The organism is Curvibacter sp. GW821-FHT09D12, assembly GCF_059416245.1.
In genome coordinates this window covers 15,271-34,066 of the sequence record NZ_JBWKOU010000022.1, presented here as the reverse complement: position 1 = coordinate 34,066, position 18,796 = coordinate 15,271, and the positions used below count along the sequence as shown (strand labels likewise).

The 18,796-nt window shown below is 67.7% G+C and carries 17 protein-coding genes; 3 read left to right on the top strand and 14 right to left on the bottom strand.

What is annotated here, in order from left to right; translation table 11 throughout:
* Window positions 1-46 precede the first annotated feature (46 nt).
* From xylB to AC07PT_RS24790, 8 genes are all read right to left on the bottom strand, one after another.
* A complete protein-coding gene (gene xylB / locus AC07PT_RS24825; protein ID WP_494658482.1) occupies window positions 47-1,510 on the bottom strand; it encodes a xylulokinase in 1,464 nt (487 codons plus the stop codon).
* Between the two features lie 12 nt (window positions 1,511-1,522).
* Window positions 1,523-2,446: an AraC family transcriptional regulator gene (locus tag AC07PT_RS24820; RefSeq protein WP_494658481.1), complete on the bottom strand. Its 924-nt coding sequence runs from the start codon at window positions 2,444-2,446 to the stop codon at window positions 1,523-1,525.
* Between the two features lie 48 nt (window positions 2,447-2,494).
* Window positions 2,495-3,283 carry an L-iditol 2-dehydrogenase gene (locus AC07PT_RS24815; protein WP_494658480.1) on the bottom strand — a complete coding sequence of 263 codons (789 nt, stop codon included), beginning with the start codon at window positions 3,281-3,283 and terminating at the stop codon, window positions 2,495-2,497.
* Window positions 3,280-4,695, bottom strand: coding sequence for a D-arabinitol 4-dehydrogenase (gene dalD, locus AC07PT_RS24810; RefSeq protein ID WP_494658479.1), 1,416 nt, complete (start codon window positions 4,693-4,695; stop codon window positions 3,280-3,282). The genes AC07PT_RS24815 and dalD overlap by 4 nt, the downstream gene beginning before the upstream one ends.
* 32 nt (window positions 4,696-4,727) lie before the next feature.
* Complete coding sequence (locus AC07PT_RS24805) at window positions 4,728-5,780, bottom strand: ABC transporter ATP-binding protein (protein WP_494658478.1); 1,053 nt, start codon at window positions 5,778-5,780, stop codon at window positions 4,728-4,730.
* Window positions 5,781-5,801: 21 nt separating this feature from the next.
* A complete protein-coding gene (locus tag AC07PT_RS24800) occupies window positions 5,802-6,632 on the bottom strand; it encodes a carbohydrate ABC transporter permease (RefSeq protein WP_492350092.1) in 831 nt (276 codons plus the stop codon).
* A 7-nt stretch (window positions 6,633-6,639) separates the two neighbouring features.
* Complete coding sequence (locus AC07PT_RS24795) at window positions 6,640-7,500, bottom strand: carbohydrate ABC transporter permease (RefSeq protein WP_492350093.1); 861 nt, start codon at window positions 7,498-7,500, stop codon at window positions 6,640-6,642.
* Window positions 7,501-7,583: 83 nt separating this feature from the next.
* Window positions 7,584-8,897: an ABC transporter substrate-binding protein gene (locus AC07PT_RS24790; protein WP_494658477.1), complete on the bottom strand. Its 1,314-nt coding sequence runs from the start codon at window positions 8,895-8,897 to the stop codon at window positions 7,584-7,586.
* A gap of 314 nt (window positions 8,898-9,211) precedes the next feature.
* Here AC07PT_RS24790 and AC07PT_RS24785 point away from each other — a divergent pair, with 314 nt between their 5' ends.
* Window positions 9,212-9,850 (top strand): MBL fold metallo-hydrolase, encoded by a 639-nt coding sequence (locus tag AC07PT_RS24785; RefSeq protein WP_492350095.1) that lies wholly within the window; start codon window positions 9,212-9,214, stop codon window positions 9,848-9,850.
* 33 nt (window positions 9,851-9,883) lie between these two features.
* Here the strand turns inward: AC07PT_RS24785 and AC07PT_RS24780 are convergent, their stop codons facing one another.
* The 3 genes from AC07PT_RS24780 to AC07PT_RS24770 all read right to left on the bottom strand — a co-directional run bounded on the left by AC07PT_RS24780 (window position 9,884) and on the right by AC07PT_RS24770 (window position 13,410).
* Window positions 9,884-11,116 carry a HAMP domain-containing sensor histidine kinase gene (locus AC07PT_RS24780; protein WP_494658501.1) on the bottom strand — a complete coding sequence of 411 codons (1,233 nt, stop codon included), beginning with the start codon at window positions 11,114-11,116 and terminating at the stop codon, window positions 9,884-9,886.
* 113 nt (window positions 11,117-11,229) lie between these two features.
* Window positions 11,230-11,940 (bottom strand): response regulator, encoded by a 711-nt coding sequence (locus AC07PT_RS24775; protein WP_494658476.1) that lies wholly within the window; start codon window positions 11,938-11,940, stop codon window positions 11,230-11,232.
* Window positions 11,941-12,051: 111 nt separating this feature from the next.
* A complete protein-coding gene (locus AC07PT_RS24770) occupies window positions 12,052-13,410 on the bottom strand; it encodes an AmpG family muropeptide MFS transporter (protein WP_494658475.1) in 1,359 nt (452 codons plus the stop codon).
* A 43-nt stretch (window positions 13,411-13,453) separates the two neighbouring features.
* Between AC07PT_RS24770 and AC07PT_RS24765 the strand changes: the two genes are divergently transcribed.
* On the top strand, window positions 13,454-14,320 hold the full coding sequence (locus AC07PT_RS24765; protein WP_494658474.1) for a M48 family metallopeptidase: 867 nt from the start codon (window positions 13,454-13,456) through the stop codon (window positions 14,318-14,320).
* 7 nt (window positions 14,321-14,327) lie between these two features.
* On the opposite strand, the gene AC07PT_RS24760 is transcribed toward AC07PT_RS24765, so the two are convergent.
* Window positions 14,328-15,167, bottom strand: coding sequence for a LysR family transcriptional regulator (locus tag AC07PT_RS24760; RefSeq protein ID WP_494658473.1), 840 nt, complete (start codon window positions 15,165-15,167; stop codon window positions 14,328-14,330).
* Window positions 15,168-15,241: 74 nt separating this feature from the next.
* Between AC07PT_RS24760 and AC07PT_RS24755 the strand changes: the two genes are divergently transcribed.
* Entirely contained in the window at window positions 15,242-16,279 is a 1,038-nt protein-coding gene (locus AC07PT_RS24755) for an NAD(P)H-dependent flavin oxidoreductase (protein WP_494658472.1), read from the top strand.
* 243 nt (window positions 16,280-16,522) lie between these two features.
* Here AC07PT_RS24755 and AC07PT_RS24750 read toward each other — a convergent pair whose 3' ends face one another.
* Window positions 16,523-17,497: a glycosyltransferase gene (locus AC07PT_RS24750; RefSeq protein ID WP_494658471.1), complete on the bottom strand. Its 975-nt coding sequence runs from the start codon at window positions 17,495-17,497 to the stop codon at window positions 16,523-16,525.
* 11 nt (window positions 17,498-17,508) lie between these two features.
* Complete coding sequence (locus AC07PT_RS24745) at window positions 17,509-18,795, bottom strand: O-antigen ligase family protein (RefSeq protein ID WP_494658470.1); 1,287 nt, start codon at window positions 18,793-18,795, stop codon at window positions 17,509-17,511.
* Window position 18,796: the final 1 nt, after the last annotated feature.

The following is an 18,796-nucleotide window of genomic DNA, read 5'->3' as shown; positions in this document are numbered from 1 at the left end:
GCAATGGGTTCGGAAGCGGGGTCCGTCACAGGGGTCAGGAAAAGGCTCAAAACAGGGCCTGCAGCGCCGGGTAGGCGGCTCGAAAACGTGGATGGCGCGCCTGCAGCAGCGCCTGCAGCTCGGGCTCAGGCTCGAAACAGGCCTGGGTGGGCAGGGCCTGGCACACGGTGGCTTCGTCGCCGCCATCGGCCAGCCAGGCCAGGCGTGCCGCGCCCAGGGCCGCCGCTGCATCGGCCCCGACGGGCCGCAGCAAGGGGCAGCCCAGGCCGCTGGCCAGCAGACCGGCCCAGACATCGCTGCGCGCCCCGCCCCCCACCAGCGAGAAGGCCGCTGGCGCTTGACTGGGCGACGGGCCCATCGCCTGCAGACCGTCAAGCAGGCCGAAGCCCACCCCCTCCATCACCGACCAGGCCAGATCCGCCGGCCCGTGGCGGCTGCGCAGGCCCAAGAACACGCCACTGGCCTGAGGATTGTTGTGAGGGGTGCGCTCGCCCCCGAGGTAGGGCAGAAACAAGGGCGCCTCGGCCCGCTCAGCCAGGCTCAAGCGACCTGCCAGGCGGCTCAGTTCGGCCTCATCGGCCACGCCGGTCAGGCGCCGCAGCCAACTCAGGGCACTGGCGGCGCTGAGCATCACCGACATCTGGTGCCAGCGCCCCGCCAGAGCATGGGCAAAGGTGTGCACGGCCTGATCCGTGAGGGGCCGGAACGCGTCGCAGACGCGGAACACCACGCCTGAGGTGCCCAGCGACACCAGCCCCTGCCCCGCCCGAACCGCCCCCACACCGATGGCGCTGGCGGCGTTGTCGCCCCCGCCACCCGCCACCCGCACACCGGCCGGCAGGCCCCAGCGCTCGGCCAGCACGGACCGCAGCAGGCCCGACACCTGATCGCCCTCGACCAGCCGAGGCATGTGCGACAGGCCCAGGCCACAGGCTGCCAGCAAGGGCTCGCTCCAGCAGCGCCGCCCCACATCCAGCCACAGCGTGCCCGAGGCGTCGGACATCTCGCTGACGGCCTCGCCCGTCATCTGCAGGCGCAGCCAGTCCTTGGGCAGCAACACGCGGCGCGTGCGCTCGAACAGCGCCGGCTCATGGCGGCGCAGCCACAGCAATTTGGGTGCGGTGAAGCCCGGCATGGCCAGGTTGCCGGCCACCGTGTGCAGCCCAGGGGCCAGGGCCTCCAGTTCGGCACATTCGGCTTCGCTGCGGCCGTCGTTCCACAGAATGGCCGGGCGCAGCACCCGGTCCTGGGCGTCGAGCAGCACGGCACCATGCATCTGGCCCGACAGGCCCAACGCCTGCACGCTGCCCCAGGCTGCCGGGGCCTGGGCGCGCAGGCGCTGCAGCGCCTGCTCCACCGCCTTCCACCAGGCCTGCGGGGCCTGCTCGCTCCAGCCCTCGCGGGGCAGTTGCAAGGTCAGGGCCGCGTCGGCACAGGCCATCATCCCCAGCTCAGGGTCGAGCAGGCAGGCCTTGACACCCGAGGTGCCGAGATCGATTCCGAGGTACATGGGCACGGCCTTTCAGGTCTTGAGGCCAAAGCGCTTGTCCACCTGGCGCCGGTACTCGCTGGGGGTCATGCCCTTGATGTCGAGAAAGCGCCGGTTGAAGTTGGCCATGTTGTTGAAACCCACTTCATAGGCAATGTGGGTGATGAGACGATCCGACTCCATCAGCAACTGGCAGGCGCGATTCACCCGCACATGGCTGACGAAGTCGGTGAAGGTGTTGCCGGTGGCGCGGCGGAAGAAGCGCGAGAAGCGGCTCTCGCTCATGTCCAGCTCTGCCGCCAGTTCGGTGGCCGACACCGGCTCGCTGAGGCGGTCGGTGATGCGCATCAGGATGGCATTGATCTGGTCGAGCTGGGCGTCGTTGTCCTCGCTCTGCAGCCGGGCGCTCGACAGCAGCCTGAAGTCGGTGCAGCGCCCCAACTCGGCCATGAAATCACAGAAGGCGGCAAACCGCGCCAGGCCCTGCAGGCGCTTGATGCAGTGCCAGTGCTCGGTCGCCTGCTGCTGCAGGCCGAAGAACTCGATGCCATGGCGGGCCCGCTCCAGCAGGGGCAGCAGCTCACGCAGCTCCGGAATCTGCTGGCTGCCCTGCTCGATGGGCTCATGGCGGAACTGGATCACCAGATCGCGCTGCGGCACACCGCCCTCGGGCACATCGACGCTCACCCAGTTGTGCGGCAGGCGCGGCCCGGTCAGCACCAGGTGGCCGGGCTGGAACTGGCCGATCCAGTCCCCCACAAAGGCCTTGCCGGTGGTGGCTGTGATCAGGTGCAGCTCGTATTCGTCGTGGTAGTGCCAACGGGCCAGCGGCGTGGGAAAGCCGTGCGACAGGCAGCGGATCAGCCCGACCTCATCGGGCGCCTCGTAGCCCAGCTCGGTCGGGCGGCTGTAGTCGTGTTCAAGCTCGGGCTTGAGCTGGCGGGGTTTGGTGGACATGGCGGCGCAGCAGGGTGGACTCGGAACAGGACGGACTCAGGACAAGGCTCAGGACATCACATTACCGCCATCGACGTTGAGGGTCTGGGCCGTGATGTAAGCCGCCTCGTCGCTGGCCAGGAACACGGCGGCCCCGCACAGGTCGGTGGGCTGGCCCATGTGCCCCAGAGGCACGGCGGCGCCCACCTGCTTTTTCTTTTCGCCCGGGGCCAGGTGCTCGTAGCGGGCGAACAGGGCATCGACATGCTGCCACATGGGGGTGTCGATCACGCCGGGCGAAATTCCGTTGACCCGGATGCCGTGCGGTGCCATGGCCAGGGCGGCACTCTGGGTGTAGCTGATGACGGCAGCCTTGCTGGCGCAGTAGTGAGACACCAGGGCCTCGCCCCGGCGCCCGGCCTGCGAGGCCATGTTGATGACCGCGCCGCCGTGCACGCCCTCGGCCACCATGTGGGCCAGCACCTTCTGCATCACAAAGAAGGCGCCCTTCACATTGACCGCAAAGATCCGGTCGTACATCGCCTCGTGGCTGTCGAACAAGGGGGCCATGTCAAAAATGGCCGCGTTGTTGAACAAGGTGGTGATGGCCCCGTAGCGGCTGCGGGCCTGCTCGATCAGGGTGTCGATCTGGGCCAGCCGGGTCACATCGGCCTGCTGGTAGTGCAGGGCCTCGGGGTGGCGCTGCATCAGGGCCGCCAACTCGGGCGTAGGCTGGGCCCCGATGTCGGCCACGGTGCAGTGCGCCCCTTGGGCCAGGTAGGCCCCGGTCACCGCCAGGCCGATGCCGCCGGCGGCCCCGGTCAACAGGGCGTGCTTGTGCTTCAGTCGCTCGCTCATGCCTTTTGCTCCTCGATGAATTGGGTGACGCGCTGGCTGGCTTCGCGCAGGGCGGCCACCAGGCGGCGGTCGCCGGCCAGGTCGCCCCACAACGTGGGCAGGGCGGCGAACGCCCGTACCGGGTCGGCCGCCTCGCAGACGGTGTGGGCCTGGGCCGGGTCCATCGCCTGGTCCTGGTAGACGTAGTGAATGCGCCCCTGATGCCAGCGCTGCAGGTAGGCCAGGAACAGGGCCGGCAGCACCGCCACGCTGCGGATGCTGGCCCCTGCGGCCAGCCGCTCGCGCACCGTGGGCACGATGAAGCCCGGGATCTTCGAGAAGCCATCCATGGCCACGCGCTGGTTGGTGTCGGCGATGGCCGGGTTGCCGAAACGCTCCAGCACCACATCGCGGTAGCGGGCCAGGTCGATGGGGCTGGGGTGCTCGGGGGTGTCGAGCACCGGGATCACATCGTCGGTGACGTAGTCGTAGGCCAGGCGGCGGATCACCGGGTGCAGTGTGCCCTCGTGGATGCAGGTCAGGCCCAGCAGGGTACCGGCCCAGGCGATGCAGCTGTGGGTGGCATTGAGCAGGCGGATCTTGGCCTCTTCATGGGCCTGGACCGAGCCCACCATCTCGACCCCTACCCGCTCCCATTCGGGCCGCCCCGCCACAAAGCGGTCTTCGATCACCCACTGGATGAAGCTTTCGCCCATCAGGGCCGCCGGGTCGTCCACACCGGTGGCGGCAGCCACGCGCTCACGCACCGCGGGCGTGGGTCGCGGCGTGATGCGGTCGACCATGGCGTTGGGGCTGCTGGTGTGGCGCTGCACCCAGCCCGACAAGGCGGTGTCACCCAGCTGCTCGATGAACTGAAGCAGCCCGCTGCGGGAGCGGTCGCCGTTGTGGCGCAGGTTGTCGCAGTTCAGCAGGGTCACCGGGCCGCCTCCCAGGCGCATGCGCTCACGCAGGATGGCGCACAAGGCGCCGTAGATCGTGCTGCCGGCCCGGCCCTGCCGGGCGGCCAGCAGGTCGGCCTGCAAATCGGCCTGGGCCAACTCCAGCCGGTTGGCCGAGTCGAGGTAGTAGCCCGCCTCGGTGACGGTGAAGGAGATGATGCCGGTGCGCGCGTCGCTCCCAAGCCGGATCAGCCCGCTGAGTGCCGGGTCGTACGGCACCACGGTCTGCAAAGCCGTGATGCGCTGATACACCCGCTCGCCTTGCGGGCTCACGGTCTCCAGGGTGTAGGCGCCGTGCTGGGCCTGCAGGGCCTCGATCGTGTCAGCCATGTCGGGGCGCAGGTTGCCGGCAGCCAGGGCCCAGCGGCGGTCGCCGAGTTGCTGCAACTGATGCAGGTAGACGGCCTGATGGGCGCGGTGGAATGAGCCCAGCCCCAGGTGGAGCATGAGGAAAGGGGTGTCGTGGTCGGCCATGGGAAAAAAGGAATGGGTCGGTCTGGGATCAGTCAATGGCTCAGGGCTTCGCGGGCCAGGCCAGTGCGGGTGATGCGGCCCTGGGCGTCAAAAAGGTGGGCCGCATCGAAATCGATCTGCAAGCCCACCTCATCGCCCGCCTTCAGGGCGCTGCGGCTGTTCTGGCGGGCCACCAGCTGAGCACCTTCGGGGGTACCGACATAGATCAAGGTCTCAGCCCCCAGGGCCTCCAGCAGTTCCACCCGGCCGCGCAACGGGCCCTGGCCCGGCGGGCACAGGCTCAGGTGCTCGGGGCGCAGCCCCACCGAGCCGCCCGCAGGCAGGTCCCAGCCCGGCTGGGCCGGCAGCAGTTGAGCGGCCACCACGTTCATTTTCGGCGTACCGATGAACTGGGCCACGAACTGGTTGGCGGGGCGGTCGTACAACTCCAGCGGGGTGCCGACCTGCTCGATCTGCCCGTCGCGCAGCACCACCACCCGGTCGGCCAGGGTCATGGCCTCGACCTGATCGTGGGTGACGTAGATGGTGGTGGCCCCCAGCTCGCGATGCAGCTTGGCGATCTCGACCCGGGTCTGGCCACGCAGGGCCGCGTCGAGGTTGGACAGCGGCTCATCGAACAAGAACACCTTGGGCGCACGCACGATGGCGCGGCCGATCGCCACGCGCTGGCGCTGGCCGCCCGAGAGCTCCTTGGGGGTGCGCTGCAGGTAGGGTCCCAGGTTGAGGATGTGGGCCGCACGCTCCACTTTGTCGCGAATCACGGCGGGGTCGGCCTTGGCCAGCTTGAGGGCAAAGCTCATGTTCTCGAACACGCTCATGTGCGGGTACAGCGCGTAGCTCTGGAACACCATGGCCAGATCGCGCTTGCTGGAGGGCTGCTCGGTGATGTCGCGCCCATCCAGCATCAGGCGGCCGCCGTCGCTGCTCTCCAGGCCCGCGATCAGGCGCAGCAAGGTGGATTTGCCGCATCCCGAGGGGCCGACGAAAACGATGAACTCGCCCTGCTCGATGTGCAGGTCGATGCCCTTGATGGCGCGGTGCTCGCCAAAGAATTTTTCAATGCCATGCAGTTGCAGATAGGCCATGGGGAAATCTCTTGAAAGGGTTTACTTGACGGCGCCGAAGGTCAGGCCCTGCACCAGCTGCTTCTGGCTGAACCAGCCAAACACGACGATGGGCGCGATGGCCAGCAGCGAAGCGGCCGACAACTTGGCCCAGAACAGGCCTTCAGGGCTGGAATAGCTGGCAATCAGCGTGGCCAGCGTGCCCGCCTTGGCCGAGCTGAGGTTGAGGCTCCAGAAGGCCTCGTTCCACGACAGCACCAGGCACAGCAGGCCGGTTGACGCCAGCCCACCCAGGCCCAGGGGCAGCAGCACCAGGCGCAGCTCCTGCCACAGGGTGGCGCCATCCATGCGGGCAGCCTCCAGGATCTCGTGCGGGATGTCCTTGAAGTGCGAGTACAGCATCCACACCATGATGGGCAGGTTGGACAGGGTGAAGAGAATCACCAGGCCCAGCCGGGTGTCGAGCAGCCCGCTGTGCTGGGCCATCACGTACACCGGCACCAGGGCGCCCACGGCAGGCATCATCTTGGTGGACAGCATCCACATCAGGAGGTCCTTGGTGCGGGCGCTCTTGAAGAAAGCCATCGAATAGGCGGCCGGCGCCGCGATGGCCAGGCCCAACAGGGTGGACAGGACACTGGTGATGGCCGAGTTGCTGGCATACAGCAGGTAGTCGCTGCGCAGTTGCACCTCACGGAAGTTGTCCAGCGTTGGGCTGAACGCCAGCAGCGGTGGCACGGCAATGGCCTGCATCTCGGTCTTGAAGGCGGTCAGTACCAGCCACCCCAAGGGAAAAAACAGCAGCAGGGTGATGCCCCAGGCCACCAGGGTGCGCAGCATCAGCGCGGGCGAAAAAGAAGTGGATCGCGACATGCTGGGCTCACTTGTCGAGGTTCTTGCCAACCAGGCGGATCATGAAAGCAGCGGCGATGTTGGCCAGCACCACGGCGAACAGCGCGCCGGCCGAGGCCACGCCGGCATCGAAATTGAGCAGGGCCTGCTTGAAGATCAGGAAGGCCACATTGGTGCTGGCATCGCCTGGCCCGCCCCCGGTGGTGGTGTAGATCTCGGCAAACACGCTGAGCAGAAAAATCAGCTCGATCATCACCACCACGGCCACCGAGCGCCCCAGGTGCGGCAGGTAGAGGTAACGCAACTGCTGCAGGTAGTTGGCGCCGTCCATGCGGGCCGCCTCGATCTGCTCGCGGTTCATGCTCTGCAACGCGGTCATGAAGATCAGCGTGGCAAAGGGCAGCCATTGCCAGGCCACCATGATGACCACGGCCAGCAGCGGGTAATCAGTCAGCCAGTCGACCGGCGTGGCGCCGAAGAACTGCCAGACCTGGGCCAGCACGCCATAGATGGGGTTCATCATCATGTGCTTCCACAGCAGGGCGTTCACGGTGGGCATGACGAAAAACGGCGAGATCAGCAGCAGGCGCACCAGGCCGCGCCCCGGAAAAGGGGCGTCGATCAGCAGGGCCAGAGCAATGCCCAGCACCGTGGTGATGAGGATCACGCTGCCCAGCAGCAGCAGGGTGTTCATCACCGCGGTCCCGAAGGAGGGATCGGTGAGGAAGTACTCGAAGTTCTCCAGCCCGGCAAAGCCGGTCTGGTCGGGCTGCATGAGGTTGTAGCGGATGAGCGAGAAGTAGATCGTCATCCCCAGAGGGACGATCATCCACAGGAACAGGCTCAGCACCGCCGGGGTCAGCAGCAGCCGGGGCAGCAGTCGTTTCATGGGGCGGGTTTCTTCAGACGATGGGCAAAGTCGAAAGGTGTGGCGCCCCGCACAGGCACCACACCGGCGAATGCGGCCTCAGCTCACTTGTAGTAGCCGGCCTTCTTCATCTCGCGCTCGGCCGCCGCCTGCGAGGTCTTCAGCGCGGCATCGACCGTCACCTTGCCGGCCAGCGCCGCACTCATCTGCTGCCCCACCGAAATGCCGATGGCCTGGAACTCGGGGATGGCGGCAAACTGCACGCCCACATAGGGCGACTTGGGCAGGGTGCTGTCGTTCGGGTTGGCGCTGTCGATGGCGGTCTTTTCGGCGGCCGCGAAGCGAGCCGCCTTCTGGAACTCGGGGGTCGCATAGGTGCTCTTGCGGGTCCCCGTGGGCACGCTGGCCCAACCGTTGGTCTTGGCCACCAACTGGATGTACTCCTTGGACGTGGCCCAGTTGATGAACTTCTGGGCCGCATCGACCTTCTGCGAGCCGGCCGGAATGGCCAGGGCCCAGGCCCACAGCCAGTTGGCGCCCTTGGGCGTGACCAGGGTCGGGGCCTGGGCAAACGCCACCTTGTCGGCCACCTTGGACTGCTTGGGATCGCTGACAAACGAGGCGGCGATGGTGGCGTCCACCCACATGCCGCACTTGCCTTCGTTGTACAGCGCCAGGATCTCGTTGAAGCTGTTGGCCGACGAGCCCGGCGGGCCGTACTTCCTCAGCAGGTCGACATAGAAATTGACCGCGTCGTGCCAGGGCGTGCTGTCGATCTGGGGCTTCCAGCCCATGTCGAACCATTGCCCGCCCGCGGTGTTGACCATGGTGGACAGAAAGGCCATGTTGTCGCCCCAGCCCGGCTTGCCCCGCAGGCAGATGCCATAGACCCCGTTCTTGGGGTCATGGATCTTGGCAGCCAGGTCGCGAACCTCGTTCCAGGTGGGGCGCTCGGGCACGGTCACACCGACCTTGTCGGCAAGATCCTTGCGGTACATGAGCATGGAGCTTTCGCCATAGAAAGGTACGGCAAACAGCTTGCTGTCCACCGACAGGCCATGGCGCATGGCCGGCAGCAGGTCGTCCACGTCGTACGTGGCGGCGGGTTTGACCTCTTGCAGCCAACCTTTCTTGCCCCAGATCGGGGTTTCGTACATGCCGATGGTCATGACGTCGAACTGGCCGCCCTTGGTGGCGATGTCGGTGGTGACGCGCTGACGCAGCGTGCCCTCTTCCAGGGTGACCCATTTGAGCTTGATGTCGGGGTTGGCCTGCTCGAAGTTCTTGCCCAGCTTCTGCATTTCGATCATGTGGCCGTTGTTGACCGTGGCAATCACCAGTTCGGTCTCGGCCTGGGCCGTCGCGCTGACGGCCAGGGCCAGGGCCGCCGTCAGGGCCAGACGGGTGTGTTGTTTCATGGCTTGTCTCCTCTTGGGGAATCGATTGGGGTTCGCGTCGTCAATGCTTTTTTGCAGCCAGCATCGATGGTTTGAACGATACCGATGCGCTCAATCGACTTTGGTACGAAAAAAATCAATCCCAATACGAAATTGCATTGACTGCCTAGGATTTCTACCTAGACGCTACAAATTCGTACCTAAGTAACGAAATCCAAGCCACACCGCCTCGGGCGGCCCCGAGGCGGTGACAGGCACAATGCGACCCAGGCTGGGCGCCGACCTTCATCCCCAGGTCGGGCCCACGGAGTCCATCCCCCTCTTTTTTGCAAGCCATGCTCCACTACCTCACCCTCCCCGTCACCGCCTTTCAGCAGAACTGCTCCCTGGTCTGGTGCGATGAAACCCGGCAGGCCGCTGTGATCGACCCCGGTGGCGATCTGGACCGTTTGCTGGCCGAAGTCGAGCGCCTGGGCCTGAAGCTGGAGCAGATCTGGCTGACCCATGCCCACATCGACCATGCCGGCGGCACTGGCGAGCTGGCCCGGCGACTGCAGCTGCCCATCGTCGGGCCGCATCCGGGCGATCAGTTCTGGATTGATGGCCTGCCCGAGCAAAGCCGGATGTTCGGCTTCCCGGTGGCCGAGGCCTTCACGCCCACGCGCTGGCTGGCCGACGGCGATACGGTGCAGATCGGGCGCCACACGCTGCAGGTGCGGCACTGCCCGGGGCACACGCCGGGCCATGTGGTGTTCTACTCGCCCGAAATCAAACGGGCCTTCGTGGGCGATGTGCTGTTTGCCGGCAGCATCGGGCGCACCGACTTTCCGCAGGGCAACCACCAGCAGTTGATAGACAGCATCACCCAGCGTCTGTGGCCCATGGGTGACGACACGGTGTTCATCCCCGGGCATGGGCCCGAGAGCACTTTCGGGCGCGAACGCCAGAGCAACCCCTACGTCGGGGGGACCTGAGAGCCCCGACCTGCCCCCAGGCAGGGGCCGGGATCAGCCCGCGCTGGGCAGGGTCAGCACAAAGCGGGCCCCACCGCCCTCGCGGTCTTCGCAGTGCACGGTGCCGCCGTGGCGCTCGGCAATCGACTTGACCAGCGCCAGCCCCAGGCCCACGCCGCCTTCGCGCTCGCTCGCGCCGGGGAGGCGGTAGAAGGGCTCGAAGATGCGCTCGCGCTGCTCGGGCGGTACGCCCGGGCCCCGGTCGCACACGGCCAGCAAAATCATCGGGCCTTGGCGTGACAGGTGCACCGAGATATCGCCACGGCCGTAGCGGCGCGCGTTCTCGAGCAGGTTGCGCACGGCACGCCGCATCAGCCTGGACACCCCGTTGACCACCAGTTCACCGCTGTCCTCGGCGGCCTCCAGATCCGCATCCACGCGCGACGCCTCTTCCGCAGCCAGGCCGATCAGGTCGACCTTCTCCAGCGTGCCCATGTCGGCCTCACTGGCGTCGAGCCGGCTGGCCAGCAGGATCTCGTCGATCAGCTGATCCAGCTCGCCGATGTTGCGCTTGATCTCGTCACGAAAAGCCGGCGACGCCTGTTCACCCAGCAACTCCACCCCCATGCGGATGCGCGCCAGCGGCGAACGCAGCTCGTGTGAGGCATTGGCCAGCAGCTTCTTGTGCGACTGCATCAGGGTTTCGATGCGCTCGGCGGCCAGGTTGAAGCGCCCCGCCAGGTAGGCCACTTCGTCATGACCCTTGACTGGAACACGCACCGACAGGTCGCCGTCGCCCCAGCGTTCCACGCCGCGCTGCAATTGCTCCAGGCGCCGGGTCAGCTTGCGGATGATGGGGTAGGTGGCCAGGGCCACCGCCACCGCAGCCAGGCCCAGGGTCCAGAAAAAGCCGAAGGGCGGGCGGCTCCAGAAATTGCGCGGCGGGCGCGGCAGGTGCACATTGAGCACCTCGCCGTTGTGCATGGTGACCACGAACTCCGGGCCATGACGCACCGCTTCCAGTGGCGGACCGTCGCCGCGTGGAGGGCCGTCCCCATCGGCCGGCCCGGCGCCCGGGCCACCGGGCGGCGGCGGGCGCAGCCCGTCGGGCGAATGCGGGCCGGGTTCACCGGGCGGCGGCTCGCGCCCATCGGGGTGGGGGCCATGGCGGCGCAGCGCCCCCGCGCCCACCACCTCGCCAGCGGCATTGCGCACCACGGCCTCCAACAGCGGCGGCTCGGTCGTCACACGCCAGGCCCAGGCCACGCCCAGGGTAAGCAAGGCCATGGCCAGCAACACAGCCAGCCAGATGCGGACATACAAGCGCCGGGTCAGGCGCTGCAAAGGGGAGCCGGTGAAGGCACTGGGCGAAGCCGCCAGGGGTGGAGGTGTGGACAAGATCAGTCCTGTTGCTTGGCAAAGACGTAGCCGACACCCCGCACGGTGAGGATGCGCTTGGGCGACTTGGGATCGGCCTCGATGGCCAGGCGGATGCGCCCCATGTGCACGTCGATGGAGCGATCAAAGGCTTCCAGCTCGCGGCCGCGCACCGCTTCCATGATCTGGTCGCGGGTCAGCACCCGGCCGGCACGCTCGGCCAGCGTGATCAGCAGGTCGAACTGGTAAGAGGTCAGCTCGCAGGGTTCGCCCGCCACGGTGACGCTGCGCGCGTCGCGGTCGATCTCCAGCGAGCCGAAACGCATCACCTGCGAGGGTGCGCCAGGCTGGTCGCCCTTGCGGCGCAGGATGGCACGGATGCGCGCCAGCAGTTCGCGCGGCTCGAAAGGCTTGGGCAGGTAGTCGTCGGCGCCCAGCTCCAGCCCGATGATGCGGTCCATGGGGTCGCCCTTGGCCGTCAGCATCAGGATCGGGGTCTGGGCCTGCGGCCCTTGCAGCGAACGGATGCGGCGGCAGATCTCCAGGCCGTCCAGGTCGGGCAGCATCAGGTCCAGCACCACCAGGTCGGGGCTGCTGACCTGGCTTTGCAACTGCTCCAGACCGGCATGGCCGGTGGCGGCATGGCTGACCGCAAAGCCGGACTGGCCCAGGTATTCGCCGACCATCTGGGCCAGGCGGGCATCGTCTTCAATCATCAGGAGCTGGGTGTTCATGCAAGGCTTCGGTGTAAAGTTTCTTGACAGATCATCAATTTTTCTTGTACGCGGCGATTGAAGTGACCGTAAAGAAAAGTAAACAGAACATCACAGGCAGCAGACACGGATTCAGCCCCGAGCCCCCTGGGGGCTCTGGGGACTCTGGATCGGGATGCGCGACGCCAGCGCCACCAGCAGCAGCACCGGCACCCCCAGCAAGGCGGTGCTGGTGAAGAAAGAGCCATAGCCGAAGCTGTCGACATAGCGCCCCGAAAAGCCGGCCAGCCATTTGGGCAGCAGCAGCATGATCGAGCTGAACAGCGCGTACTGGGTGGCCGAGTAACTGATGTTGGTCAGCGAGGACAGGTAGGCGATGAAAGCGGCCGAAGCAATGCCCCCGGCCAGGTTGTCGGCCGACACCACGAAGACCAGGCCCGTCACGTCGTGCCCGCGCGTGCCCAGCCAGGCAAACAGCAGGTTGCTGGCCGCACTGAGCACGGCCCCCAGCATCAACACCCGCATCACGCCCAGGCGCAGCGACAGGGCGCCACCGATGAAGGCCCCGGCCAGGGTCATCACCACGCCATAGACCTTGGTGACGGCCGCCACCTCGTCCTTGGTGAAACCCATGTCCACATAGAAGGGGTTGGCCATGATGCCCATCACCACATCACTGATGCGGTAGATCGAGATCAGGCCCAGGATCAGCACGGCCTGCCAGCGGTAGCGGCGCAGAAAATCGGCGAACGGGTCGACCAGCGCACCGCGCAGCCACTCCAGGGCATTGCGCGCCGGCGGCAAGGCGGTGCGCACCGGCTCGGCCGACAGCAGCACGGTGATCAGGCCCACCGCCATCGAGGCGGCCATCACCAGGTAGGCACGCTGCCAGGCCAGGTGCTGATAGGCGTCGGCACCCGGCGCCTCGGCCCGTGCCGCCACCCACAGCACGCCGGCACCGGCCCAGATCATGGCCAGCCGGTAACCGGTCTGGTAGGAGGCCGCCAGCACCGCCTGCTCATTGCTGGGGGCCGATTCGATGCGGAAGGCATCCAGTGCGATGTCCTGGGTGGCCGAGCCGAAGGCCACCACCAGGGCAAAGACGACCAGGGCATGCAGGTCCTGCTGCGGATCGGTCAGCGCCATGCCGGCCAGGCCGCCCATGACCGCCAGCTGCGACAGCAACAGCCAGCCGCGGCGGCGCCCCAGCCAGTGCGTGAGGCCGGGCAAGGGCATGCGGTCCACCAGCGGCGCCCAGGCCCACTTGAAGGCATAGGCCAGGCCCACCCAGGACAGGTAGCCGATGGTGGTGCGATCGACCCCTGCCTCGCGCAGGCGAAAGCTCAGGGTGCCCAGCACCAGCAGCAGGGGCAGGCCGGCCGCAAAGCCCAGCGCCAGCATGCGCACGCTGGCGGGCTCCAGGTAGACCTTCAGGGTCTCCAGCCATGACTTGCGGGGGGTGGGCTCGGGGCTGGCGCTGGCTTGGTTCATGCGGGAATAATAAGCGCTGGTCCACTGCACACATCCCTTGCCCATGCTTGAGCGCGCACTGCCTCGTCTCTCCCCTTGCCCGGCACGCCGGCACCGCCCTGCCCTGTTGTCCACCCTGGTCCTGGCACTGGCCCTGTCCGTGGGAATGGCCGCCCCCGCGCAGGCCCAGGGCGTGAGTGAATCCGTGGGCAAGAACTCGGCCTTCACCGGCCTGGTGTCGGCCAGCCAGGTCGAACAGGCCGCCGTGCAGCAGTACGGCCAGATGCTGCGCGAGGCCCAGGCCAAGAACGCGCTGGGCAGTGACAACCACCCCCAGGTGCTGCGCCTGCGCAACATCGCGCGCCGCATCATCCCTTTCAGCTATGCCTGGAACCCGCGCGCGCGCGAGTGGCGCTGGGAGGTCAACCTGATCGGCTCGAAGCAGATCAACGCGTTTTGCATGCCCGGCGGCAAGATCGCCTTCTACACCGGCATCCTGGACCAGCTCAAGCTGACTGACGACGAGGTGGCCATGGTGATGGGCCACGAAATTGCCCACGCGCTGCGCGAGCACGCGCGCGAACGCATGGGCAAATCGGCGGCCACCAACATCGGGGTGAACGTGCTCAGCCAGGTGCTGGGCTTTGGCCAGGTGGGCCAGACCTTGACGCAGTACGGTGCCCAGTTGCTGACCCTGGAATTCAGCCGCGAGGACGAGTCCGAGGCCGATCTGGTGGGCATGGAGCTGGCGGCACGGGCCGGCTTCGACCCGCGCGCCGGCGTCACCCTGTGGGAGAAGATGGGCGCCGCCAGCAAGGGCGCGCCGCCGCAGTTCCTCTCCACCCACCCCTCGGGCAAGACCCGCATCGCCGACATCGAGCGCAACCTGCCCAAGGTCATGCCGCTGTACGAGGCCAGCCAAAAGCGCTGATCTGAGCTCAAGCCCCCTCGGGCAGCGCCTCGGCCAGGGCCCGCAAGGCCGCCGAAGGGTGGCCCCGTCGGGTCACCAGCCAGGTGGTCTGCTGCGCCCAGGGCTCGGGCAGGGCCTGCACCTGCAGGCCGCGCTGGTCCAGGCCCCGCAGCACCGCGGCCGGTACCAGGCCCATGCCCATGCCGGCCGACACCGCCGCCACCAGGGCGTGGTACGAGCCGATCTCGATGCCGGCACTCACCGACCGCCCCTGGGCCTGGGCCCAATCCAAGGCCACGTCGCGGTAAGCACAACCGGTGCTGAAGGTGACCAAGGAGGTGGACTGGTCCAAGGCCCCCCCGCTGGGCGCGATCAGCACCATGTCTTCGCGGTAGACCGGCTGCCACTGCAAGGCGGGCCGGTCGGCCGGGCCGGCCACCAGGGCGGCATCCACCTCGTGCTGCTCCAGGGCCTGCAACATGGCCCCGGTGGTGCCGGTGCGCACCGCCAGCCGCATGCCGGGCTGCTGCTCGCGCAGGCGCGCCAGCACGGGGGCCAGTCGCACGGCCGCCGTGCTCTCCATCGAACCGATGCGCAGCACCGCCCCCTGGCCGGTGCCGGCCAGCTCCTGGCGCAAGGCGCTCATGTCACGCACCAGGGCAGCGCTGCGTTCGTACAGGTGCCGCCCCTCGGGCGTGAGCTGCAGGCGTCGGCCCGTGCGCTCGAACAAGGCACAGCCCAAGTCACGCTCCAGCACGCCCAGCCGCGCCGAAATGCTGGACTGCACCCGGTGCAGGCGGCTGGCGGCGGCGGTGACGCCGCCATGGTCGACGACGGCTCGGAAGGTCTGCAGATCGGCAAAGTCCATGGTTCGCTTAAATCGATGGTTTTGATCATTTTTATTCGTTGGACCCGATTTGTCACGCCACCGAGAATGCCCCCATGAACACCGCTGCCCCCACCCCCTTCCCGACGGATGCGTTGAGCACCCGTTTCAGCCAACGCTTCGGCCTGCGCCTGCCGGTGGCCCTGGCCCCCATGGCCCTGGCCTCGGGCGGCGCCCTGAGCGCGGCCTGCGCCCAGGCCGGTGCCCTGGGCCTGGTGGGCGGCGGCTACGGCGACCTGGACTGGACCCGGCGCGAATACACACTGGCCCAGCAACTGGGCGCTTCGGCGCAAGCCAACGCCCGCATCGGCTGCGGTTTCATCACCTGGAAGCTCGATGAAGACACCTCGGCCCTGGACTGGCTGCTGGACCAGGCCGACGAGGCCCTGCCCCGGGCCCTGATGCTGTCCTTTGGCGACCCGCGTCCCTATGCCGCACGCCTGCAGGCCCGCCGCATCCCCCTGATCTGCCAGGTGCAGCGGCTGGAGCAGGTGCCCCAGGCGCTGGAGGCCGGCGCCGAAGTCATCGTGGCACAGGGCGCCGAGGCCGGTGGCCACGGCATGAACTCGCTCAATGGGCGTGCCACCTTCACCCTGGTGCCTGAACTGGCCGACTGGCTGGCCGCGCATTCACCCGCCACCCTGCTGCTGGCCGCCGGCGGCGTGGCCGATGGCCGCGGCCTGGCCGCCGCCCTGACGCTGGGGGCAGACGGTGCCCTGGTGGGCTCACGCCTGTGGGCCAGCGCCGAAAGCCTGGCCCCCGCCGGCGCCAAGGCCCAGGCGCAGACCAGCACGGGCGACGGCACGGCACGCTCCGAGGTGTTTGACATCCTGCGCCGCAAGAACTGGCCCGCGCCCTATGACTTTCGCGCCCTGCGCAACCCGCTGCACCGGCAGTGGGAATCACGCATCGAGGCGCTTCGTTCCGACCCGGCCGCGGCCCGGGCCACCTACGACCAAGGCGTGGCCGCAGGGGACTTCAATGCCGCCCACGCCACCGTGGGCGAAGCCGTGGGCCTGATCCACGACTGCCCGCCCGCCGCCGAACTGCTGCAGCGCATGGCCGAGCAGGCACTCAGGCTGCACAACATCTGAGCGTTGACCCGCCCGCGCAGGGCTGGACAGGGCAAAGAGCATCCGCGGCGAGCCTTTGAATTCAGCTGGCCTCAAACGAAGAAGTCAGGCCGGCGCCGGGCCGCCCCAAGGCGGGCTGCCACCCCCTTGGGGGGCTGAGCCCTGCGGCTCCAGGCCTGCCTGCGCAGGGCTGGACAGGGTGAAGAGCGTCCGCGTCTCGCGGCCGCACCAGGCAAAGACACGCAGTGAGGGAGCGTGGGGGCCCTATTCCACCCAAGGCTGATCGAAGGCCGAGCCCGCCATGTGCGGGCGCTGCGCATTCAAAGACTCGCCGGCCAGCACCTGCTCATAGCATTGCAGATAGCCCAGCGCCATGGCGCTGGCGCTGAAGCGCTCCAGCACATGGGCGTGGCAGGCGTGGCGGTCACCCTGCCAGGCGCGCACCGCATCGGCCAGCTCGCGAGCGCTGCTGCTGAGGCAGCCACCGCCCTCGGGCACCAGCTCGGGCAGCGCGCCATAGGGGGTGGCAAACACCGGGCAGCCAAAGTACAGGCTCTCGATCACTGCCAGGCCAAAGGGTTCGTGCCAGCGCACCGGCAGGATCAGCCCTTTTGACGCATTGAGCAGATCGAATTTCTGCTGACCACCCACCATGCCGAAAAAATGCACCCGTGGCGACCAGGTGAAGCGAAACCCGCGGCGCAGGTTCAACCGCGTGCCACCCAACACGTCCAGCTCCACCCCGGCCAGGGCGGCGACGCGGATGGCACCCTTGACGTTCTTGACGCGCCAGGCCGCCTTGCCCAGAAAGTGGTGGTGGCCGCGCGCCCGCTCGAAATCGACCGGGCCATAGGCCTGCCAATCCAGCCCGTTGTGCACAAAGCGCTGGCTGCCGTGGCGCTCGGCATGGTTGCGCGAGACAAACACCGTGTTGAGCGCCAGCGGATCAGGATCACGCCCGTTGCCATGCTCGGTCACCAGAAACGGCCGACCGATGTCCTCTTTGGGGTTGAACTGGAAATGCACCACGTCCACGTCGGCCGGCACCTGCTCGGCCCAGGACAGGCCTGGGCGGATGGGCAGCACCTGGGCAAAGTCGCAGTGCGAGCCCTCGGGCACCAGGTAGCTGACCCGGTGCCCCCTCTGCACCAGGGCACGGCCCAAGTCCCAGATCACGCGCTCGGTGCCGCCATAGGCAAACACCGGGATCGGCGCATGGTTGACCAGCAGCACATGCATGGCGGGCGTCCTCAGGCCAGGGCCGCAGGTGCGGCCTCGTTTTCAGGGGGCGCCTGCAGTGCGGCGTACAGCAGCAGGCTCACGAACAGGTAGAACATGGTGCCGCTGTTGTGCCCCAAAAAGGCCTGGGTCAGGCCAAAGCCCAGGTAGCACAAAGGCAGCATCAGGCCCGCAAGCTGCAGCGCGTGGCGTTCGGGCGGCAAGCGGCAGCCGGCCCGCGGCCAGAACAGCCACAGCACCACGCCGTACAGCGCCAGCACCGAAGACAGGCCCAGCAGGCCGCGCTTGGCAAACACGTCCAGGAACTCGTTGTGGGCATGGCCGTACTTCAGCACCTCGGCCGGGGCCTGGCCGGCAGCGACCAGGCGCTTTTTCTCTTCCACATAGCCGGCCAGGGTCCACCCCAGCAAGGGCTTTTGCAGGCCCATGTTCCAGGCCAGGCGCCAGTGCGCCAGCCGCTGGCCCACCGAGTTCTCGGAAGTGCCCAATTCCTCGTACTGACGCGCCTCGCTGACGGCCTGTTCCAGGCGTTGCTTGAGCGTGGGCCCCATGGCCGTCACCAGCACGCCCAGGCACACAGCCAGCGCGGCCAGGGCACCCAACAGGCGCCGGCCTGGCACACGGCCCCGCAGCAGGCTCACCAGAGCCGGCAAGGCAAAGGCCAACGCCAGCCAACCTCCGCGCGACTGCGACAGCAGCGAAGCGGTCAGCCCCAGCCCCACGCCCAGGCTCAGTCCTGCCCGCCACAGCCCAGCCCGTGGTCCGGGTTGCCAGGTGACCGCCCCCACCAGGCACATCATGGCCATCAGCAGGCTCAGATTGCCGTACTGGATGGCATTGGTGAAGCCTTCGGCCCGCCACTCACCCTGCACCCCATATTGATAGAGCGCGACCGCGCCACTGAGGCTGGCCCCCACGGCCAGGCCGGCCCAGAGGGCGCGTGGTCGTGGCGGAAAGCGCAGCGCAAAAAACAGGCAGGGCAAGGCCAGAAAGTACTTGAGGGGCTTGTCCAGGCTGCGCCAACTGCCCTGGCTGATGAGCGCATCGATCAACCAGTCGATGCCCACGAACAGCAACACCCCCACCAGCCAGCGGGCCCGCGGCCAATGCAGTGGCTGACACCACCAGCGTGGCGCGGTGGCCAAGGCGGCCAGCAACAACAGGCCAGCCCCCCACGAATACCCGCTGGGCAGGCACAGCGACAGCGCCGGCAGCAAAAAGGCCGCCAGAGTGCAGACCTGCCGGGCCATCGCCTCGATCGGCGAAGGCCGACCGGGGTGGGGAGACGCCTGGTTCATG

Coding starts and splice junctions, on each gene's coding strand:
- AC07PT_RS24770 (WP_494658475.1), bottom strand. CDS start 13,410: ATGAACCAAGCCAGCGCCAGCCCCGAGCCCACCCCCCGCAAGTCATGG.
- AC07PT_RS24765 (WP_494658474.1), top strand. CDS start 13,454: ATGCTTGAGCGCGCACTGCCTCGTCTCTCCCCTTGCCCGGCACGCCGG.
- AC07PT_RS24780 (WP_494658501.1), bottom strand. CDS start 11,116: ATGGCCTTGCTTACCCTGGGCGTGGCCTGGGCCTGGCGTGTGACGACC.
- AC07PT_RS24820 (WP_494658481.1), bottom strand. CDS start 2,446: ATGTCCACCAAACCCCGCCAGCTCAAGCCCGAGCTTGAACACGACTAC.
- AC07PT_RS24775 (WP_494658476.1), bottom strand. CDS start 11,940: ATGAACACCCAGCTCCTGATGATTGAAGACGATGCCCGCCTGGCCCAG.
- AC07PT_RS24815 (WP_494658480.1), bottom strand. CDS start 3,283: ATGAGCGAGCGACTGAAGCACAAGCACGCCCTGTTGACCGGGGCCGCC.
- dalD (WP_494658479.1), bottom strand. CDS start 4,695: ATGGCCGACCACGACACCCCTTTCCTCATGCTCCACCTGGGGCTGGGC.
- xylB (WP_494658482.1), bottom strand. CDS start 1,510: ATGTACCTCGGAATCGATCTCGGCACCTCGGGTGTCAAGGCCTGCCTG.
- AC07PT_RS24795 (WP_492350093.1), bottom strand. CDS start 7,500: ATGAAACGACTGCTGCCCCGGCTGCTGCTGACCCCGGCGGTGCTGAGC.
- AC07PT_RS24755 (WP_494658472.1), top strand. CDS start 15,242: ATGAACACCGCTGCCCCCACCCCCTTCCCGACGGATGCGTTGAGCACC.
- AC07PT_RS24790 (WP_494658477.1), bottom strand. CDS start 8,897: ATGAAACAACACACCCGTCTGGCCCTGACGGCGGCCCTGGCCCTGGCC.
- AC07PT_RS24745 (WP_494658470.1), bottom strand. CDS start 18,795: ATGAACCAGGCGTCTCCCCACCCCGGTCGGCCTTCGCCGATCGAGGCG.
- AC07PT_RS24805 (WP_494658478.1), bottom strand. CDS start 5,780: ATGGCCTATCTGCAACTGCATGGCATTGAAAAATTCTTTGGCGAGCAC.
- AC07PT_RS24785 (WP_492350095.1), top strand. CDS start 9,212: ATGCTCCACTACCTCACCCTCCCCGTCACCGCCTTTCAGCAGAACTGC.
- AC07PT_RS24800 (WP_492350092.1), bottom strand. CDS start 6,632: ATGTCGCGATCCACTTCTTTTTCGCCCGCGCTGATGCTGCGCACCCTG.
- AC07PT_RS24750 (WP_494658471.1), bottom strand. CDS start 17,497: ATGCATGTGCTGCTGGTCAACCATGCGCCGATCCCGGTGTTTGCCTAT.
- AC07PT_RS24760 (WP_494658473.1), bottom strand. CDS start 15,167: ATGGACTTTGCCGATCTGCAGACCTTCCGAGCCGTCGTCGACCATGGC.